General features: G+C 62.4%; 17 protein-coding genes and 2 pseudogenes. 5 read left to right on the top strand and 14 right to left on the bottom strand.

The features are described from left to right. Window positions 1-35: 35 nt before the first annotated feature. The 4 genes and pseudogenes from EYW47_RS23010 to EYW47_RS22995 form a co-directional block, all read right to left on the bottom strand. On the bottom strand, window positions 36-941 hold the full coding sequence (locus EYW47_RS23010; RefSeq protein WP_133197138.1) for an NAD(P)-dependent oxidoreductase: 906 nt from the start codon (window positions 939-941) through the stop codon (window positions 36-38). Window positions 942-1003: 62 nt separating this feature from the next. Then, the gene (locus EYW47_RS23005) at window positions 1004-1711 is read right to left on the bottom strand and encodes an alpha/beta hydrolase (protein ID WP_240763866.1); all 708 of its coding nucleotides are present in this window, start codon (window positions 1709-1711) and stop codon (window positions 1004-1006) included. A gap of 14 nt (window positions 1712-1725) precedes the next feature. Beyond that, window positions 1726-2016 (bottom strand): annotated as a pseudogene (locus tag EYW47_RS23000) (IS4 family transposase); the annotation flags it as partial. A gap of 85 nt (window positions 2017-2101) precedes the next feature. Then, window positions 2102-2896, bottom strand: a complete 795-nt coding sequence (locus EYW47_RS22995; RefSeq protein ID WP_133197137.1) for a LuxR C-terminal-related transcriptional regulator — start codon at window positions 2894-2896, stop codon at window positions 2102-2104. A 133-nt stretch (window positions 2897-3029) separates the two neighbouring features. Between EYW47_RS22995 and EYW47_RS22990 the strand changes: the two genes are divergently transcribed. Then, window positions 3030-3845 (top strand): carbon-nitrogen hydrolase family protein, encoded by an 816-nt coding sequence (locus EYW47_RS22990; RefSeq protein WP_133197136.1) that lies wholly within the window; start codon window positions 3030-3032, stop codon window positions 3843-3845. A gap of 69 nt (window positions 3846-3914) precedes the next feature. On the opposite strand, the gene EYW47_RS22985 is transcribed toward EYW47_RS22990, so the two are convergent. From EYW47_RS22985 to EYW47_RS22975, 3 genes are all read right to left on the bottom strand, one after another. Continuing rightward, on the bottom strand, window positions 3915-5033 hold the full coding sequence (locus tag EYW47_RS22985; RefSeq protein ID WP_133197135.1) for a polyamine ABC transporter substrate-binding protein: 1119 nt from the start codon (window positions 5031-5033) through the stop codon (window positions 3915-3917). Between the two features lie 434 nt (window positions 5034-5467). Then, window positions 5468-6394, bottom strand: a complete 927-nt coding sequence (locus tag EYW47_RS22980; RefSeq protein WP_240763877.1) for a diacylglycerol kinase catalytic domain-containing protein — start codon at window positions 6392-6394, stop codon at window positions 5468-5470. Between the two features lie 2 nt (window positions 6395-6396). Beyond that, the gene (locus tag EYW47_RS22975; protein ID WP_240763865.1) at window positions 6397-7518 is read right to left on the bottom strand and encodes an SPFH domain-containing protein; all 1122 of its coding nucleotides are present in this window, start codon (window positions 7516-7518) and stop codon (window positions 6397-6399) included. On the opposite strand from EYW47_RS22975, the gene EYW47_RS22970 reads away from it, so the two are divergent. The 4 genes and pseudogenes from EYW47_RS22970 to EYW47_RS22955 all read left to right on the top strand — a co-directional run bounded on the left by EYW47_RS22970 (window position 7517) and on the right by EYW47_RS22955 (window position 11496). Next, entirely contained in the window at window positions 7517-8266 is a 750-nt protein-coding gene (locus EYW47_RS22970) for an NUDIX hydrolase (RefSeq protein ID WP_133197225.1), read from the top strand. The genes EYW47_RS22975 and EYW47_RS22970 overlap by 2 nt on opposite strands. Window positions 8267-8559: 293 nt before the next feature. Next, window positions 8560-8790 (top strand): annotated as a pseudogene (locus EYW47_RS22965) (IS110 family RNA-guided transposase); the annotation flags it as partial. Between the two features lie 764 nt (window positions 8791-9554). Further along, window positions 9555-9743 carry a hypothetical protein gene (locus tag EYW47_RS22960; protein ID WP_133197133.1) on the top strand — a complete coding sequence of 63 codons (189 nt, stop codon included), beginning with the start codon at window positions 9555-9557 and terminating at the stop codon, window positions 9741-9743. 367 nt (window positions 9744-10110) lie between these two features. Then, window positions 10111-11496 carry a hypothetical protein gene (locus EYW47_RS22955; protein ID WP_133197132.1) on the top strand — a complete coding sequence of 462 codons (1386 nt, stop codon included), beginning with the start codon at window positions 10111-10113 and terminating at the stop codon, window positions 11494-11496. 355 nt (window positions 11497-11851) lie between these two features. Here the strand turns inward: EYW47_RS22955 and EYW47_RS22950 are convergent, their stop codons facing one another. From EYW47_RS22950 to EYW47_RS22920, 7 genes are all read right to left on the bottom strand, one after another. Next, window positions 11852-12154 carry a hypothetical protein gene (locus EYW47_RS22950; RefSeq protein WP_133197131.1) on the bottom strand — a complete coding sequence of 101 codons (303 nt, stop codon included), beginning with the start codon at window positions 12152-12154 and terminating at the stop codon, window positions 11852-11854. Between the two features lie 340 nt (window positions 12155-12494). Beyond that, window positions 12495-12653 (bottom strand): DUF1328 domain-containing protein, encoded by a 159-nt coding sequence (locus EYW47_RS22945; protein WP_133197130.1) that lies wholly within the window; start codon window positions 12651-12653, stop codon window positions 12495-12497. A gap of 1294 nt (window positions 12654-13947) precedes the next feature. Continuing rightward, on the bottom strand, window positions 13948-14316 hold the full coding sequence (locus EYW47_RS22940) for a hypothetical protein (RefSeq protein WP_240763864.1): 369 nt from the start codon (window positions 14314-14316) through the stop codon (window positions 13948-13950). An 83-nt stretch (window positions 14317-14399) separates the two neighbouring features. Further along, the gene (locus EYW47_RS22935) at window positions 14400-17423 is read right to left on the bottom strand and encodes an LPD7 domain-containing protein (RefSeq protein WP_240763863.1); all 3024 of its coding nucleotides are present in this window, start codon (window positions 17421-17423) and stop codon (window positions 14400-14402) included. A 22-nt stretch (window positions 17424-17445) separates the two neighbouring features. Next, window positions 17446-17847, bottom strand: coding sequence for a plasmid mobilization protein (locus EYW47_RS22930; RefSeq protein ID WP_133197128.1), 402 nt, complete (start codon window positions 17845-17847; stop codon window positions 17446-17448). 100 nt (window positions 17848-17947) lie between these two features. Further along, entirely contained in the window at window positions 17948-18274 is a 327-nt protein-coding gene (locus EYW47_RS22925) for a TrbM/KikA/MpfK family conjugal transfer protein (protein ID WP_133197127.1), read from the bottom strand. 82 nt (window positions 18275-18356) lie between these two features. After that, window positions 18357-18962 carry a hypothetical protein gene (locus tag EYW47_RS22920; protein WP_240763862.1) on the bottom strand — a complete coding sequence of 202 codons (606 nt, stop codon included), beginning with the start codon at window positions 18960-18962 and terminating at the stop codon, window positions 18357-18359. Window positions 18963-18998: the final 36 nt, after the last annotated feature.

Here is an 18998-nt window from a genome sequence, read left to right as displayed (position 1 = left end):
TTGCGCGCGCGGGGCGCCATCGAAGGCGCCCCACTTCACACGCCGCGCCCCCTCACATTCGTGCCGTTCTCATCGGCAACGAACTTCAGGATCGACGTGAAATCGTCTCTGCCGAGTCCGGCATTGTAGGCGGCATGCCAGACGTCGCGCGCGCGTTCGATCGTCGGCAACGCGACGTTCAGCAGCTGCGCTTCGTCGAGACCGAGGGACATGTCCTTCTCGATGATCGCGAGCGCCGCACCGTAGTCGAACTGCCCTGATACTGCCCGGCTCAGCATCTTCGAGCAGGCGAAGCTCTGCGCCGTTCCAGCGTCGAGCAAGCGCATCATCATGTCGGCGTCGAGACCGGCCTTCGCGCCCATTACGAGGCCTTCGGAACACACGACCAGGTTCGTCGCCATGATCACGTTGTTCACAATTTTCATGATCTGCGCCATGCCCGGCCGCTCGCCCATGACGAACACTTCCTTGCCGATAAGCGACAGGAGCGGCGACACCTGCTCGACGAGGTCCGGCGCGCCGGACACGAGCATCGCAAGCGTGCCCGCGCGTGCTGCCGGCCCACCGCCGGAGATTGGCGCGTCGACCATGCCGATTCCCTCTTCCGCGAGAGCACGACCTATCTGCTCGACGATATCCTGCCCGATCGTCGACATTTCCGCGTAGAGACGGATTGCCGAGCCGTGCACGACGCCGTCCGGCCCGAGGCCCACCGCGAGCGACACGTCCCTGCCCGGCAGGCAGGCGAACACGATGCTGGCCGCGTCAGCCACCGCGCGCGGCGAATCGTGCACGATGGCGCCGCCCGCCGCGAACGGGGCCAGCGCCACAGGCGACGGGTCGTACACATGCAGACGGAACGATCGCCCGAGCAGGCGTTCGGCCATCGGACCGCCCATCTGACCGAGCCCAATAAAGCCGATGTTTTCCATTGTTTCCATTCGGACCTCAAACAAATCCATGAAGCAAGTAGCGCGTGTGAGCGCGATGGCCGTGTCCTGCATCATCGCTCCATCGCGTCGCGTATCCAGGCGGCCGAGCGCAACAGCCCTTCCTTCGCTTTTGCACATACGAGGCCCATGCGGAAGAAGCCGTGAATCAGCCCGTCGTAGCGCCACAGCGTGACCGGCACGCCCGCGTCGAACAGGCGGTTGGCGTAGGCCTCGCCCTCGTCGCGCAAGGGGTCGAACTCCGCCGTGACGACGAGCGTGCGGGGCAACCCCGCCAGCGATGCTGCACGCAGCGGGCATGCATGCAGATGGCGTGTCCCCCGTTCGTTCGCGACATATTCGTTCCAGAAGCGGATCATCGCCGCGCGGGTCAGCGAATAGCCCGACTGGTTGTCGATGTATGAACGCGTCGGCGGCGTATGGTAGTCGGTTACTGGGTAGACGAGCGCCTGTGCCCGCAATGCAGGTCCGCCTTCGTCGCGGATCCGCAGCGCGGTCACGGCGGCCAGATTGCCGCCGGCACTGTCACCGGCCACGACGATACGCGCGGGGTCTATCGAGAGCGCTTCGGCGCGCTGCCCGATCCAGCGCACGGCTTCGAGGCTGTCGTTCACTGCGGCCGGGAACCGGTGCTCGGGCGCGAGCCGGTAGTCCACCGCGATCACGGCGGCGCCGCTTCCGGCACATAGATCGCGGCACACGTGATCATGCGTGTCGAGGTTGCCGATCACGAAGCCGCCGCCGTGAAAAAACACCGTCACGCCCCTAATGCCGTTCAGTTAAGGTCTTTTTTGAGGTACCGAACGGTGTAACGGTGTGGGCGTGATTTGACGACTCGGTCGCACGCGCGACCGGGTCGCTTTTCAATTGGCAATGCCTTGAGACGTTCCCGCAGTCGTTGAAGGCATGCGGGCAATTTGGCAAAGGCCGGTGTGACGGCGGCCCACATCATCTCGTGCTGGATTGTGTGGACTGCACGCACAAAGCTGATATCCGTCGGCGCGAGCTCGGCTTCAAAGGCGGCATTGGCGATCTCACGCCGAATCAGGTTGTAGGCGATCAAAGCCCGCCCGGACAAGGGACATTCCCGCGTGGCCCGGACCTGCTTGTGCGGCGAGGGCGTACGCAGCACGGGCTAGGCGGACCGATCGCTACGACTCGATCTGTGCCTTCAGGAAAAGCGAGAAAAGCTCGGACTGCGATTTGATATCGAGCTTCCCATAGACGTTCCGGCGGTGGACTTTCACCGTCTCGGCGGAGATCGCGAGCTTGTACGCGATCTCCTTGTTCGAGCGGCCACTCAGCATCAGTCTGACGACATCCAGCTCGCGCGCCGTGAGCGGCGTGCCGCGCTGCTTCATCGCCTCTTCGAGGCTGCCTTGCCACTGAGGCGTCTGCGGCGCGGCGCTTTTCTCCGCAAGTACTCCTTCGAAGAACATCCGTTGCCGCATCAACGCGGCCACCCAGGGCCGCATCAGGTCGAGCAGGGCGATCTCCTCCGGACTGAAGCGCTTCTTGCGGCCGAGCGAAAGACAGAGCGTGCGCGAGTCGTCGAGCTGGACGTTGTATTGCACCTCGTCCGAGACGACGTTGTGCGTGAAATAGAGCTTGTAGTAATCGGTCTGGTCGAAACACTCCGGTGCGACATCGGACAGACGGAAGAGCCCGCTCTTGAGCACCTCGCGATTGGCAATATAGAACGGATCCAGCAGATACAGGCCCTTCACGTAGTCGTTAAAGAGCGGATCCGAGCCGTCGCCTTCATACTGCGATTCGGCGAACACGTGCGGGCGGCCGTTGCTGAATAGCAGCGCGACCCAGCTGTCAACGTTCACGTACTCGTCGAAGTGTCGTGTCAGCGCAAGCCAGAAGCCCGGACGATCGACACACTCGATGAGCTGGCCGACCGACCGGTGCCACGCCACGTCCTGCAAGGTGAGATTCATGCGCGTACCCCCGTCGGGTTAACCAATCGACGTGATTATTAAAAGCGGCGGCAAAAGTCATACTTGAATTCGCCCCTGGGCGAAGGCTCAAGAGTATGCGGGAAAAGATCCGCTCACCAAAAAAGGTCCAACCATGAAGATTGAAATCGTACAACTGGCCGGTCGCGACGGCGACACGGTCTACAACTTGAACCGTACGTTACGGGCAATCGCCACCTGCGCCGCAGACACCGATATCGTCCTGTTCCCTGAAGCCCAGATGACCGGCTTTCTCGAAGTCGAAGAGCTTGCTGCGCTGGCCGAGCCGCTCGACGGCCCGAGCATTCGCGCAATCAAGGACGCCGCGCGCGAGCACGACGTCGCCGTGGTGACGGGGCTGATCGAGCACGATCGCGGCCAGTTCTACAACACGACGGTTTTCGTTACGCCGGAGGGCGTCGCGCTCAGCTATCGCAAGACGCACCTGTGGGTCTCCGAGCATGGCGTTGTGCTGCCCGGCGATCGATACGCGACGGTCGAATGGCGCGGCGTGCGCCTAGGCCTGCTGATCTGCTACGACATCGAGTTTGCCGAGAGCGCACGCGCGCTCATCGATCTTGGCGCAGAGCTGTTACTCGTGACGAATGGCAACATGGAACCGTTCGGCCACGTCCACCGCACGGCCATCATGGCGCGCGCCCAGGAAAACCAGGTCTTCGCCGTAATGGCGAACCGGGTCGGCGAAGGCAGGGGGGACCTCACGTTTGCGGGCGGCAGCGCAGCCGTGGATCCGTTCGGGCGCATGCTGTTCGAAGCGGGACGCGAGGAGAGCCGCCACGCCGTCGAACTGGACTTCGCGCAAATCGCGGCAGCGCGAGCGCTCTACAATTATCGCGACGATCAGCGCCTGCCGTTCCCGGGTGAGCGCGTCGAACATCATGATGGGTGTCGCGAACTGCTGATTCCCTGAGCGATATTCGGATCGATCAACTCCTGCCCGGCCGCTCGGCCGGGCGCGGAGAAAGTACGAGTGGCAGGATCAATCGGTTTTGAGCTTCGCCCAAAGACGGTTCTCGAGACGCTTCAGCTGCGCTGTCATCGGCTTGCTGATGACCAGCTTGCGATACACCTCAGGCGGGGGGAACACGGCCGGGTCGGCGAGCACCTCGGGACGCACCAGATGCCGCGACGATGGCACCGCGGACGGATACGACGTGTCGTTGGTCAGGGCCGCGCTCTCCTTCTCCGATAGCACGAAGTTGATGAACTTTTGCGCGGCATCGGGATGCGGCGCGTCCTTCGGGATCGCCATCATGTCGAACCAGATTGGCGTGCCTTCGCTCGGAATCAGGTACTTGACGTGATACGGCTTGTGGGCGTCGGCGGCGGAGATGCGCGCGGAGTTGACATCACCCGACCAGCCGAGTGCGATGCAGATGTCATTGCCCGCGAGGTCGTTGATGTAGCCGCTCGAGTTGAACTGCGAGATGTACGGGCGGATCGCCTTGACCGCCTCATAGGCGGCCTGGATGTCGGCCGGATTATCCGAGTTGGGGTCTTTCTTCAGGTAGATGAGGGCGGCGGTGAAGGCGTCGGAGGGCGAATCGAGGATCGAGATGCCGCAGCTCTTGAGCTTCTGCGCGTACTTCGGGTCGAACAGCAGCGACCAGCTATCGAGCGGAGCGTCGTCGCCGAGCAGGGCCTTCACTTTCTCGACGTTGATACCGAGGCCGTCGGTGCCCCACGACCACGGAATGCCATACTGGTTGCCCGGATCGTCCTTCGCGAGGGTCTTCATGATCTCGGGGTCGAGTAGCGGGTAGTTCGATATGTGCGACCGGTCAATCTTCTGATAGATGCCGGTCTGCAACTGACGCGCCCAGTAGTAGTCAGACGGCACCACGACGTCATAACCGGAGGTGCCCGCCAGCAGCTTCGCCTGAAGCGTGTCGTTCGAATCGAACTCCTGATACACGACCTTGATGCCGGTGACCTTCTCAAAGTTCGCGACCGTACTCTTGCCGATCGAATTGCCCCAGTTGTAGACGTTGACTACCTGGTCCTCGGCCTGTGCGCCCGGCATGCCGTGCCATACGAGCCCGCTCAGTACGAGCGCCGCGCAGGCCGTTTTCAGTCCTTTCCTTTTGTCCCCTACCATTCCACTTTCCTCCGTCGATGTTGTCAGCGAATGAGGACAAGTATGCGGTTCGCCGTTGATTTCAATAATCACGTCGATCGGTTAACCCGGGAGGGGTACATCCCTGAATTAAACCTTACAAAACGGGGCTGTGCGGCCGCTCCGAACCGCTACGCCAAACAGGCGAACCTGACCTTGTGGGGCAGATATTCGCCTTTCTGAACACGTGGCATTTGCCATGCGTCACGGTTAGATTTTGAATAGGTAAAGCCGTTTGTTTGTTCGATTCTTCTGCGGCAAGGCGCTCGTCCTGATATTCCCCAATGTCCGATGCGCCTCCGTGAACGGACCATCGTCGAACATAACGTCGAAGGTCTCTTGTGGGTCGAACTTGGACAAATGTACCATGCGACTTGCTGCTGGACATTCCACGCAAACCTGCGCGTCGAAGATTACTAAACGACCAGACAGCCCTGTGTCGCAGCGATGGTCACTGTCGCCTCCATTCCGGCCGTGAAGCGTAAATAGTCGTCCTCCATACCATCGGAAAAGATGACACCGTTCTCTGGCATACGCGAGCGCAAGCGCAGCGGTTGCCCCGCGCTCACATGGCCGAATACCAACTCGGTCTTCGATGCTCGGCTCGGAAACGGCTCCCGCACGGCGAAGGTTAGTTGAGGGCTGTCCCAGGGCTGGGGCTGATACCTGAAATTTGGGTTGAATCCCTGCACAGCTTGCATCACGCCAATCGACCCTGTCACCACGCTCTTGATCCACGCGGTCGAACCAAGGCCCGTGGACACGATAATGCCCGACGACGACTGTGATTCGCGGTGCCCACCCAGCTCGATCTCATAGAGCGCGGAAGAATGCGAGCGCGGCCCGACAAACAGATCGTTGACGGCGCGCAGCACCTGCCCATCCGAAAGCCGCGCTTCCGCCATTGTGACCGCCTTCGTCGGACGGCGGCCGCTGGCGACGTCCGTGAGCACGGTCCTGAGGCCAGGTGGCTCGAACGGCAAGAGCACGCCATCCCACCTGCTCAGTTCCGGATTCAGGCCGATCAGCGGCTGGCCATCGAGGTATTTCATGGCGTTCGCCACCAGCCCGTCCTGCCCGAGCGCCACGACGATGTCGTCGGGTGCGAAGATGAAATTAGGCAGGTAGCTTCGATCAACGATCTGGTAGCGGCCCCAGTCTTCGAGCGCGCGGACCGTCAGATCGAGGCTGCGCGCGTACGCGGCATGCTCGGCGAGGTAGTCGGAGAAGTCCGCACCGAGGTGCTCGATGTAGAACTTCGCCTGCGCGAGCGTGTGGTGCCGTGCGATGAGATCTTCGTAGCGTGTGCGGCGCGTCACGAGCACGACTTTGCGCGACTCCATATTCACGCTGCCTTCCTTTCGCCGCCACCGATCAGCCCCTGGAGCAGGTCGGGCGATACATTGAGCTGCCCGATTCTCTCCGCGCGTTCCGCGATGCCGCCGAATGCCTGAGCAATCAGTTGCCCCGGCTGCATGCCTGCGGACGCGAGCGCGCTGACGATGCGCGGATCGGCATTCTCGAGTGCCTGCATGACGGCTGCGAGCCGGTGCGCTTCGGCCTCCGCGAGAGTGCGGCTGTTCTGCGCCTGCCCGGCCACGAACGCCTTGCGCTTTTCCTCCAGTTCGATGTCCGACGCCATCTGCTCGTTGCGCAGTTCGTTTTCCTTGCGCATCAACGTGGCCTTCGCCTCCATCTGCGTTTCGCGGATCTGCCGCTTCTTCTGCTCCACCGCGATGTCAGTGTCCAGTTCGTTCTGCCGGATCGCGCGCTCGTTCTCCACGGCCGACATTCGCCGCAGATAGACGGCATCGTCGGCCGCCTTGAGGTTGGATTCACGCGCTTCGGCTTCGAGGGCCCGCGCAATGTCCGGTGTCGGCTTCACAGCCATCACGGAGACCCCCAGAATCTCGAGGCCGAGTGCCTCGATCTCGGGCTGCCCCGCGAGTCCTGTCTGAACTGTCTGCGCGATCGCCGCCGAAGCACGCAAGGCCTGCTTCAGATCCAGTGCCTGCACGGTCTGCTGGACGATCACCTCGACCTGCATTGCGACGCGATCTCCGAGCCGCTTCGGATCGTCGGACACATACGTCCGGCCGTCCTTGCCGAGCGAGAAGTCCATCATCGCGGCCGTGCGGCGCGGGTCGCGAATGCGGTATGTCACTTGCCCCTGTGCGGTGACGCTCTGGAAGTCCGCGGTGACCAGTTCGAGGATGAACGGACGATCCTGGCTGGCAACCGGCACCGAGACCAGTGTCGACGCGGGGGCGTAGTAGAAGAACGACAGGCCCGCGCCTTCGCGCACCATCTGACCAGCGCGGAACTGCATGAGGTGAACGGTCGGCTGTGACTTGATGAATCGGATGCCCAACATGCTGTGCTCCCTGCTTCGGTTGTACAGTGCAACTTGCACGAGTTGTACAATACAACCTAGAATGAGGGTCGTCAAGCTTTTCAGGTTTGCCATGACATACACGAAATCCACATCCGGAAAACGCGCACGGAAAGAACGTGAGTTTTCCCAGCCCTATACAACCGTCGATGTCGTGATCTTCACGGTGATCGATAACGCGTTGCAGGTTCTGCTGGTCCAGCGTCGCGCCGGTGCTGGCGAGCCGTTTCCGGGACGCTGGGCGCTGCCGGGCGGCTTCGTTGACGTGGCGGTCGACGCGACGCTCGAGGATTGCGCGCGCCGCAAGCTGTTCGAGAAAACCGGCGTGAAGAGTCCGTATCTGGAGCAGCTAGGCAGTTGGGGCAGCGCGACGCGTGATCCGCGTGCCTGGTCCGCCACACATGTGTGGTTCGCGCTGATTCCCGCCCAGGACGTCACGCTCGCGAAGGGGGCCAATGCCGCTGAAGTGGCATGGTTCGCTGTCGATTCAGTAATTCAGAAGGACGGACTTGCGTTCGACCACGACACCATTCTTCAGGCTGCGGTCGAGCGGCTGCGCAGCAAGGTCGAATACACGTCCCTGCCGGCGTTCCTGCTAACGGAGCCTTTCACGCTACCGCAGCTTCAGCGCATGTATGAGGTCGTGCTCGGTCGGCCGGTCGATAAAAGCGGCTTTCGCACGCGGATGCTTGCTGCAAGCTTCCTGAAGGAAGCTGGATATGTCGCCGGGGAATCGAATCGACCGGCAGTGGGCTATCGCCTTGCGGATCGGCAGACGCCAGCTGTATTTCCTCGCACCTTTAGCCCCCGGAGTGGCCAGTAGTTGCACGAGACCAAAGCCTTCCAATGGCTTCCGCTCGTCGCCAAGCCAAGCGACTTCATTCCGTCAAACTTGTCCTGTGGGTGCCGGGTGAGGCTGACCCGGACCGCCTCTTGTCGGCCACAAGCGATCGGTTGGCTGGCCGGGTAGATTGTTGACAATTGGTACCGTACCGCCTTCCGCTCTAGGTTAAAACGAAACCGTCGGTTTGCTAAACTGGCCCGTTCAGGGGGTGTCGGGTTTTATTGGCCTCCGTTGTGAAAGCAGTCCAGGCATTGGATGGCCGTCCCCAACAGGGAAACCGGCGGGTGCGCGCGCTGCTGATCGAGATCGCATGGACCTGGCTGCGCTACCAGCCTGACAGCGCATTAGCGAAATGGTTCGACCAACGCACACAGGGCACGGGACCGAACCGACGCGCACGACGCATCGCCATCGTTGCGGTAGCGCGACGTCTTGCCATTGCGTTGTGGCGCTACCTGAAAGATGGAGTCATTCCCGAAGGTGCGCACCTTAAGTCAGCTTAAGTCCCCCTCAGGCTTCGCAGGAAAGAGGTAAAGGTTTAGCCAGGCGGTTAAGTAGAAAACACGGTTGGAGTGAACATGCCCGTGATCACGCTGGGTTGCTGAAGCAACCGAATATTTTCAGATGGGGCATGTTCCCGGAAAACATTCCGGCGTAATGCGCATGCAGGATAAGGCTGGTGACACGACAGCGGATAGAAGGTGGTGAGATGCTGGTTCTTCTCACGAGCGCAACGGCGACTTCCGACCGGTCCGACCGGAGTCACGTTATGAAAGTTCGGGAAAAAGCGATCTTGACAAGAGCAACGCTCATAGAAGTGTGATCCACCGTCGGTTTTACTTCTACGTCGCCCTCAGGAAATTCGAATACCTAATCGAAAAAATTTGAAAACCGATCGTGCTTGACAAGGAAAGTCGTATCAGTTTTCATATATCAAATATCTGAATTAGTTGTCAGGATTTGCTCGTCTCGATTTCCACCTCTCGACTGTCATTATGCATACCTAATTTAATAAATAAGCCGATAGAAATTTTTAACATGGACGGCTATCGTCCTCTTACTTTAAGCAATGTGACAGGCGAGCTTCCAGTTGTCGCTGGCTGTTTTTTTGGCGCCTTGCGGGATATTTTTCGGCGAATTTCCCCCGACCTTATACAGGCAAACGTCAGGCGGCAGCGGCCATCCTTATAGGGACGGAGGAACAATAAAAAGCCAGCAGAAAACATGGGGGATGAATAGAATCAACTCACGACACGGGGAGAGCGCAATGCCCAAAGTTCGCGTGCAGCAGTTTCATGAGACGGATGACGAGTTCCACGAACTCGGTGGTCTTCAAGTTATTGATCTGACCGAAGTGGAGCTAACCGCGCTCCAGGACCACGACGGGGAAATCACATGGCTCGAAGGCCGAAGGGGATATTTTGGGCTCGCAGACGAGGAGCACGTGAAGAAGTGAGAGCCGCGCTGCAAGTCCATGCATGCGTACCGTCCCAGGGCAAGGTTACGAGAGCTCGCCCATACCGACACGGCAAAGTCGAGGTCGTGAGTAATTCATGACGCGCGATTGTGCACGCTTTTGTATAGGACACGCACGACCCGGTCAGCGCGTTCCCGGTGGCCAGGTGCGTGTACTGTGCATCAGAAGCTTCGCTCCAGTTTGCTTCGGTGGTCCAGCTGCGCCATCGAGGCGGCCGCAAGGGCGAGCAAGCTTCATAGCCCTGTAGCGCGCCGCCGGCGTCGTCGAGCGCGTCGTGCAGGGGCGAGAGACGTGCTGTCTATAATGGCAAACTCACGATGCCAACGATTGCATGGAGCACTACTTTATGAGTCAAGCCCGCGGGCGATATGCGGGATCCCGGGACAGCGGCCAACGCCAACCTCGCCACGAAAAGCAATCTCCGCCCAACCGGCAGAGACAACCGTATGTGAAGGCGCCTCCCCGAGACTCCACCCAGTCTGCCTCCATTTTCAAAACACGATCGTTTCAGTTTCTGGTCGATGCGGTAGGCGCGGAGAATATCGCGATAGCACTTGAATCCAGCATGACGCGCGTGGCCGAACTCCTGAAGGGCGAGAGGTTCACGCCAGAGACCGCCTTTCATATGGAAACCACGCTTGGGTTACCGCATGGCTTTTTTGACCAGCCCAATCCTGGGCTCTCGGCCGAGACCATCGCGCGTCTGAAGTCACCGCTCGACCTCATTCAATCAGACGACGGAGCAGACGACGTGTCTGAAGCACTGGAGCCGGCTTCTGCCCTGGACGTCGGCCAGCAACCCCTTTTTGAAAATAGTTTGTCCGAGGAAGCACACATGCCGAAGAAAGCAACTGCCGGATCGCCCACGGCCGTCAAGAATCGTCGAAGCGAAACGGCCGGACAGACCAAACCTCATGCGCCGCGAAAAGCTTCGCCATCGAAGGACAAAACGTCGCCTGAAACGACCCAACAGCAACCGCTGGCACTGAACGATGGCGCGGAGGTAGAAAACATCCGGCGCGCTAACCTTCACGTTCTCACGAGTCGCAACGGATCGAAAGCAAGACTGGGTGTGGTCATGGCGATGAGTGGATCCAACATGGCCCATCGGCTACATGGCAAGAAGCGCATGGACAGTGTCGAAGCAAACCGGTTCACGGAGCGCCTTGGTTTGCCAGTTGGCTGGCTAGACGCCCCACGCTCCGAAGCTGAGATTCCGGAGTCGGTATCGCGTATGCTCGCCCCTACTCCGCGTGGTCGCGTTTCGGCTCAACAACACGAGCCGCTTGCGCCCGTAACAAACGATGGCGTGCCAGGGAAGTCCGCCGATGCGAAGGCGCACAAGGGACGCGGGCGGACCCGCGCCCTGGGCGATTCGGAAAGCCCCTCACCTGTGTCGGCGGATGTCTCAGGAGAGAAAGACACGATCGCCGTCAGCCTGCAGGACCCGGTCAGTGATCTTCCCGACGACCTTGCCGGTCGCTCACCGGAAGAAAGTCATGGTGAGGCCCCGGCAGCCGCACCGGCAACCCTGGAGTCGTTCCCCACCTCCGCAATATCGCCGCGAAAACCGGTACCCCTCCCGGTCGCTTCGGTGACCAGCCTGGACAACCTTCTCGGTATCGAACCGATAGCGGAAGCATTGCTCAAGACGCTGGCAGGTAAGGCACGCACGGGTCGCCTGGACGAATTGAAAGCGCTGGAACTTTTGCAGCAGGCGATCTTGTTGTGAGCCGCTGGTAGTGTGCCAGGCCCCCTCGCGCTACAGCGCATCGAGGTGGCCGGGGCCGGTGTCCGCGAAGAATTGCCTCGTTCCGGGTCGACGAGGTCACGCCGAATCCCGCCGAAGGGTTCATCTTTTCCGATGCTACTTCGCGCGGCACCCGCTGCCTCATCGCTGAAATGCAGCGCGTCAGCCAGCGCGAGCAGGTCAAGGTCGCGACTCCCATATGTGGTTACCATGCACGAAGGCTGGCACGGGCGGCCACGGCGATCCAGGTTTGTCGTGCATTGGGCCCGGCCTCCCGCCGGGCCACTTGTGACTGCCGACCGGTAGATCGCTTTGCGCGCGACCTTCATCGCGCCGTTTATACGCTGCCCCTGCGTGTAATCCATGCCCAGCCCTCGGCGAGGGCATCAGCATGCGCGTGCTCACGCAGAAACGCACCCCACGCATCGACGGGCCGGACGCTCTTCGCCTTCTCGAGCCAATGTGCGCGCTCATGCTCCGCGAGCCCGTTCCACCAGTCAATGCCCTCCTCGGGCGCGGCGTCGGGGTCAGCCGGATAGACACCGCTGCCCATCTCCTCGCCATCCATGTAAAAGCGAAGGTGATAGCCGCCACCGGGTTCAGCGGTGCGCGGTGAGACCCGGTAGGTGTATTTGGGCATGCGGGTCCTCCGTGATCAATCATGGGTGTACCCACCTTGACCCGTGAACGTATCGCCGTGTCATGGTAGTTCGGGTTGGCGTTTCCCGCCGTCACCCGATGCCTGCCGGCTGAATGCCTTTCGGTCCGGAAATGCGCGTCCGTAAGATGGTGCGTCCGCATCGTGTCGTTTCCGTGTCGATTGCGAGTGCAGCGGCCTGAGATCCGCTCCTGCGCCGGATTCACACCCGTCGTCCATGTTGTGCACCCCGACGATGGCTGACGCCTTCAGACACCGATGCCGTCGGTGCGATCAGCGGCAGCCAGTCGGCGGCCACGCCCTGACAGCCGTTTGCCTGAAATCAGCGCTGCCTTCTGCGGAAGTCCAGGGCAAGCGCGAAAAGCATGACAAAAACAATGAAAACCGCCCTGGCGAAGCTCTCCGCCTCTCTGGCGAAGCCACTGAAAGCATACACGGCCGAGACGGCCGCAACCAGGAAAAAGGCAATGGAATAGATCACTTAGTCATCCAGAATTAAGGCATCGATTGCGATGGATCAGCCCGCTTCGGGCGTCGGGAGAGGGCCACTGCACCAGAAACGGCGATCCACGTCCCATTCGGGGCAATCCATCGTCAGGCCGCACCGTTCCCGTCGCGAACGGCCTGGCCGGCGGTCGGGCCACCGTTGCCCGACCCAATCAAAAACGGCATGCGCTTGCACCAGGGCACGAGGGGACGCCGTTGTCCGGGGTAAGGCGCCTGCGCGCCCTTCGTGGGCCGCGCAAGCCCGATGTTCTTGCACCCGGCACCGTTGCCGTGCACTCCACGCAGCAAGCAATATTCGCGCCATTTTATGGAACCCTTCCACTGCAAGGAATTCCGCAGCAATGCACCACGGACCATGCATCCCGCTGCCCCGAAGCGGTGCGGCGCGATGCGATCCGCACCCGTTCTGCGCGGCGCGCGTCGTCCGGGTGGCGAAGGAGGCGCACGGCGCGCAGATTCACGCAGCGCCGGAAAGGGGCCGACAGGCGCCCCGCCATCGCCGCCTGTCCCCTGTCACCCTGCCTGCCCATGGCCTCCTGCACCGATGGCTGATTGATGCCTGCATTCCTGATTAAATATCCGACTGGAATCCGGCAGTCCGGCTTCCGACGTCGACAGGAGACGGTCGCGACTGACTGGCGCCGGGGCCGTCGACCGCTCTGCAGGCCGGAAGACTGTTGACCATTGCGGGCCGCGCAGCGGAGGGTGGGGAACCGGCCGAATGACCGTTAGTTGCGACGCTGGCCCGGCCGGCCGGACGACCGGCGTTTCACATAGTCCCGCATTATCGCATTTCGGATTGTAAAATCGGACAATCGTTCGATTATCAGACAACTATATTTATAATATAAATCAACATGTTGCGCCGTTTATTAATGTAATTTCTCAGGATTCGCCTAAAATCTAGGCGTGCGTGAGGTACCCCGACCCGCGCACACGCTCAAAGCCCGCGCCCCTGTGCGGGCGTTTTTTCGTCGGCCCGGACAATCGCCAGCCTCGCGGGGCGCTCCGGGGTCTCAGCGATCACACCTGTCCCGGGCGTTCGCGCGTGCACCCGTCCTGTCACGTTAGTAAGCACTCACCAGGGCGGCGCATTCCACGCATGCCCCCGGGGCCGCCAGCGCGCCGCGGCATACGCCCAGATTGGGGCAAACGGACAGGCGGCCACACCTAAATCGGGGCGTTCCCGTGCGGACCTCGGATGACGTTGCGCACCTGCAGGTCATACAAGCGACCGGAGAGACGGCAAGGTGCACAGCTATGGTTCTTCAGGGGCCTTGCTGCGCCGTGACCAGGCCGGCGTGCAACAGGTCGCGCATCGCTCGCTCGGCCCACCGCACGGCCCGGCACGCGTGCCGGGCGAGGAAGGGCAGCGTGAGACTCATGAAGCAGCCGTCGCGCTGCGGGATGCCGATACGCTGGCTCGCCAGGTCGAGGTAGCTGAGCATCGCGCGCAGCAGCTGGACGCATGCCATGCGCCGCTCGCGGCGTTGCTGGCGATGACTGCCGTTCACCGCGTTGAGCGTCGGCAGATACCGGCTGGGCTCGTCCAGGTACACCTCGAGGCGATCCTGCATTTCCAGCAGGATACGCGGGCGGTCCTCGCGACGAGCAGTGCGATTGGGCGCCTCGTGCATTGCGCCCGCGCGTGACTGTCCCTGCCCGGCATCGGGCGGCTGCGTGGCGCAGGAGGCGGAAACAGGCTGTGGCCGATCGTGCATCAATGGTTCGGCTTGCCGTCGTCGGAGAGTGTCGGCCAGTCCTGTGCCGGGCGTCCGGGTTGCGGCTGTGGACGAGGATCGGCGGACGGGCTGGCACCGGGCGTGCCAAGCATGTCCTGCACCTGCTGGTTGACGCGCGCGTGGCGATACTGATCCATCGCCCGGTTCAGTCGCTCGTCACTGAACTGCACACGCAGCCCGGCATCCACCACCACCCTCGCGGCCGCCAACTGGTGCGCGTCGTCGCCGGTCAGTTCGAGCGTGCGGCCGAACTTGGCCTGCGCGAGGCGAAGCCCGGTCTCGATGGCGGCCCGGTCAACCTGCAGCACCTGCACGCTCGTGCCGCGATCGCGAACGACGTCGCGGCCATCGTGGCGGTATGTGACGTGACCACGCTCATTGACCGACCACGACAGCTGGGGCGAGCGAAAAATGATCGCGTTGCACTCATCGTGCCCATGCGGGCGCGGCGTGTTCGGCCGGATCACGTTGAACGCCCCGTCGCCGGCGTCATCCTCGAGCGCAACGGCCAGCCGCTCCGGTCCCGCGGTGCGGCGCAGCTCCTCGAGCGCCCGCTCATCTCCCTGTTCGGCCCGCGTGCGCAGCCAGCCGGAAAAGCTCGGGCCGCCCGCGGATCCGAATTCGGCCCTGAGTGCCGCCCGCTCGCGCGCGATGGATTCGCGCAGCGCGTCCTCACGGCCAAGGCGATCGGCACGGGCGAGCGACGTCGCCGCACGCCGCCCGGCCGGCTTCAGACCCACGTCCTGCCTGATCGCCGCCCGTCTCGTTTCGAACGCGGCGCGGATCTCACCGCGGCGCTGCTGTTCGCTCGCGCGCTGTGCAAGCCACGCGTCGATGCGGGCCGCGACATGCGCTTCGCGCGCGACCGAATATTCACGCCAGAGTGCGGCGCGCGGCAGCTCGCACGGGGCCGGGACCGGCTCTCCGGCCTGCTGTCGCTGCCAGACCTCGCGCAGCAGCGGAGCCGCTTCCCGCCACGACAGATTCAGTTCCTTCGTGAGGAAGTCCGACACGTTGAGGTTGCGCGAGCCTGCGCGGATGCGATCGGCGCCGTCGCGGCCGGTGACAACCGGGTATTTCGCCGGCCGCACCCCGTGCGTGTGGGACAGCTCGGCCAGCAGACGGCGGGCGTCGAGACCCTGGCGGACCTCATTAAATTCGGCATACTGATTAACTGACTCGTCACGCTGTCGAATCTCGCGCGCCAGCTGCGACAGCACGTTGTCGGACACCCGTCCGGTGTGGCGCGGTGTAGCAAACGCGGCGTCGCCAGCGCGCGAGCGGCGCGACCGGTACGGTGGCGCGTCGTCTGTGAGCACGGGCGGTGGCAGGTTGAATGGCCGGCCAGCCTCGAAATCGAACGGCACATCGATCGCGTCAAGCCGGTCCGCAAACGGATCGTGTCGCAGACCGGCAAACCAGCCAGGCGGCGACATGCCGGCCGGTGCGTCTGTCGCCGGAGATCGCATCGGCGGCAGGCTGTTGAATGGATCGATGAGCGGATCGCCGAACGCGTAGTGCGCCTCAAGCGCACGGTGGTACGCATCCAGGTGGCCGGGAGGCGTGGCAAATGCAGGGGCAACTGCGGGGCCGCCTACTCGTTGCGCTGCAGGCTCTCCATGGCGATCTGCAGTCCATCGCAGGCGATCCGCGGATACGGCGCCGTCTGACTCCAGCTGGTAAAGCGCATCACCCGGCAATAGCACTGCAGATCGATGTCCGATGCCGTCCACAGGGCGGCCGGACAGGTCTCGCAAAGCGTCGAAGGGTTCGGGCGACGGGTACGCCCCACCTGCGACAAGGTCAAACTCGGCATCGAGCCCGCCGTATCCATCGTCGACGTGTCCCGCGGCGTCGAGGTCGGTTTCGCGCGCGCCGGGCCCGTCGACGGCGTAGGACGGCTGGGCGCCGAATTCAAATGCGCGTCCGGATCGTTGAAGATATCCGTCGAGGCCTGGGAGGGAGTCGTCTGCTCGGTCATGATATGCCTTCAGATGTTGTGCGTAAAAACCGCGTTCAAGATCCGCGAGCATCAGCTCGCGGTCGTGGGGGGAGGATTCCTGGTAGCGCTGGTACTGACGGCTGCCGCTGTTGAGATACTTCACCTCGCGCGCGCGCCTCGCGTACCACTCGTTGAGTACGGCGGTGATGTGCCCGGGCGTGCGTCGCGGCGCAACACCCGTTTCGTAACGGTCGACGGCATCGGCCGAGAGCGCCTGCAGCTTTTCGGCGGTCGGCAGTTCGATGAATTCAGGCGTGAACACGTATTCCTTGAGGTTCACGCCCTTGCCGGCGCCGGCGGGCTTCACGTTCGGATAGGCATTGTCGCGGCCGGCGTTGCGCATGCGTACGGCGCCGTGCTCCTGCAGCAGCGCCATGAAGTCGGCGTGGTTCTCGATCTGGCGATCGAGCACCGCGTCGAGAATCTGTTCCTTGAGCTCGCGGCTGTTCGCGCGGAACAGGTCGCCGCGGTAGCGGCTGATCATTTCCGACGCATCGGTGAGCAACGTGCGCCGGTTGTCCTTCGGGCTTGCCAGCCCGTATTTCGCGTTCACGTGCTCCTGGAATGCGTCGATGAAGCTCAGGTTTGAACGCACGTAACCAAGCGGTTCAAGGTGCTTTTCGGCCAGCAGGTTCCAGCGCGGAATGACGATATGGATATGCGGCTTGCGCTCGACCAGTTCACCGCTCGACTGGTCCACATAGCTCTTGATGCGGGGCAGGTGAGCTTCCGCATAGAAGCTGTATTCGTCCGGGCCGTATGCGTGCAGCGCGAACGCTTCGAAGTCGCGCACGATCTGGAACAGCGTCTGGCGATCGACGTGATCCTCCTTGAAGGAGAGCGTGATCGACAGGTAACGCTCGACACCTGGCGCGGCATTGATCGACTGGATCACCGCGTTGGTCAGGTCGAGATCGCCGGCGAGCACCACGCGCTCGTCGAGGTCGTCGCGATCGATGTCGCGGTCGACCTTGCGGCCTTCCTCCAGATACTGCTTCACGCCGTCGTGGCGGCCGGACACCCTAATCAACACGATGGAGATGCGCCTTCAGCAGTTGGGTGATCAACTCCAGCTCGTCGACCAGCGCAACGAAGGTGGATTCGGACAGCCTGCCGGACACGCGCGCGCTGTTCGCCACGTGCGCCAGCTGGTTGAGGTTGTTGCCGGTCCTGTTGATCACGTATATGATCCGCTGCCGCTCGACCGTCGCCGGCGGCCGCGCGACGATCTGCGTGCGGTTCGTGAGGATGCAGTCGCGCAGGAACTCCGACGGCCTCATGCCCGAACGCTCGACCTTCTCATTGAAGATCCGCCACTGCTCGTCCGTCAGGCGCGTGCTGACCGGCTTGCCGAGTGCCGGGTGCGCTTTCCTGCGACCGCGGCGTTTCGGTTCGGTCACGACATGGAGATCGTCAGCGCTCATGGCAGTTGCCGTCCGTGGCTGTCAATGGCGTGGAGTCGATGCCGGCTGCGATCTGCTGCGGCCGGCGCGGGCGGGTTTGACCGGGTCAGCAGGACGCCGGTCAGGGTCCGTTCTGGACAGCGCCATATTTCGAGTTGACCGGCCCCTTCACGTCGCTGCCGACCGACTGGCACTGGTTCAGGAAATCGCCACGCGCACTGGACGTGCCGCTCAGGTCGAAGTGCCCGTTGCGAAATTTCACGATGGAAAAGTACGAGGCCTCGTATTCTGCGCACGTCTTGCCACCGTTGCCGCCCAAGATCAGACCGGCGAGACAGAGCACCGCGCCACACGCATCCTGGTTATCCCCGGCGCGTGCCGTCGGCGTGGCGAATGCACAGGCCAGTGCCGCGCTGCTCAGCGCGGCTGCAATCGATCGTCGTTTCATGGCATGACTCCTGGTTACCTTATGGTCAGTGAATGGGTGTTCCATCGCGGTGCGCCTCGAGACGATGCGCATCCCAGTCTCCCTATCGATGCTCACGGGAATCGTCCGGGACGTTCGCGATGAAGCGCCGGTACGCCGCGATCCAGTCGTGCGCGATCATTGACTGCGCGTCAGCGAGCGGCAGCTTCCCGCGGCAGACCATCTGGTTGAATTCGTTTTCGAGCCGGTCTTTGGCATACGAGCACCATCCACCCATCACGTGATGTGGCTCCGGCCACAGATTGCGCGGATCGGTCGGTGAGCCACCCAGCTCCAGACTCACGAGGTGGTCCTCCTCGTAGTCGCGCAGACGGCGATCGTCATAGCCGTAGGCCGCGATCTGCTCACGCTTGAGCCCTTCGGTATATTGCGCATCGGGCCGGATCGTTCGCGTGTACCCTTTCACGCAGATCGTCGAATGAATATTGGCCTGCGTCACGTCGGGGTTGAGCGCGCCTGGCGTCATGCGCGGGTCCGGCTCGGCCTGGGCCAGCGGAAACACAACGCCCCAGGCTCCGTCCGCGCTTTCCACGCCGCCTGCGTTGTATGCGGCACCGTGCAGGCCCCGGCTCCAGTCGCCCGCCTGCGCCTGGGCACAGGCACACAGCAATCCAGCCACGAGCATGAGGGTGGAACCGTCTCTCATCATCGGTGTTCTCCTGTTGATTCGCAGTCCTTCCGGTCC

It is taken from the genome of Paraburkholderia silviterrae (assembly GCF_004353915.1).
In the GTDB taxonomy this organism is placed as follows: Bacteria; Pseudomonadota; Gammaproteobacteria; order Burkholderiales; family Burkholderiaceae; genus Paraburkholderia; species Paraburkholderia silviterrae.
Note: the sequence above shows the minus strand (reverse complement) of the source record. Positions and strands in the feature narration are given on the sequence as shown.